General features: G+C 62.7%; 1 protein-coding gene. It reads right to left on the bottom strand.

Annotation, left to right across the window (positions count from 1 at the left end):
• Positions 1 to 73: 73 nt before the first annotated feature.
• Positions 74 to 311, bottom strand: a 238-nt coding sequence (locus EN845_RS34540) for a TrbC/VirB2 family protein (RefSeq protein ID WP_145972545.1), incomplete at its 5' end; no start/stop codon positions are given.

A 311-nucleotide genomic window follows, 5' to 3' on the forward strand; every position in this document is an offset into this window, starting at 1 on the left:
CACCATGAAGAATGGCAGGTAGGGCACGCCCAGGAACATTGCTGGGCGCGTGCAGCCGCGGAACACGACGTTCTTATGCACTGTAGTACTGGATCGCGTTGTTGATCAGGTAGTAGGTGCTGCTGCCGCCACCGCACTTGCCGTCGCTGCCGTCACCCAGCAGCATGCGCGCAATCTGGCCCGCAGCGCCGATCAGCACGCCGCCGATCAGGATCGGTGCAACGTCGGCGATGCGCTTGTGCGCGAAGGCGATCTGATAACCGGCGAAGATCACCGCGATGGTGACCACGGCGATCGAGGCGATGTTCAGC

Origin of the sequence: Mesorhizobium sp. M8A.F.Ca.ET.202.01.1.1 (assembly GCF_004791595.1) — a bacterium.
Classification (GTDB): Bacteria; Pseudomonadota; Alphaproteobacteria; order Rhizobiales; family Rhizobiaceae; genus Mesorhizobium.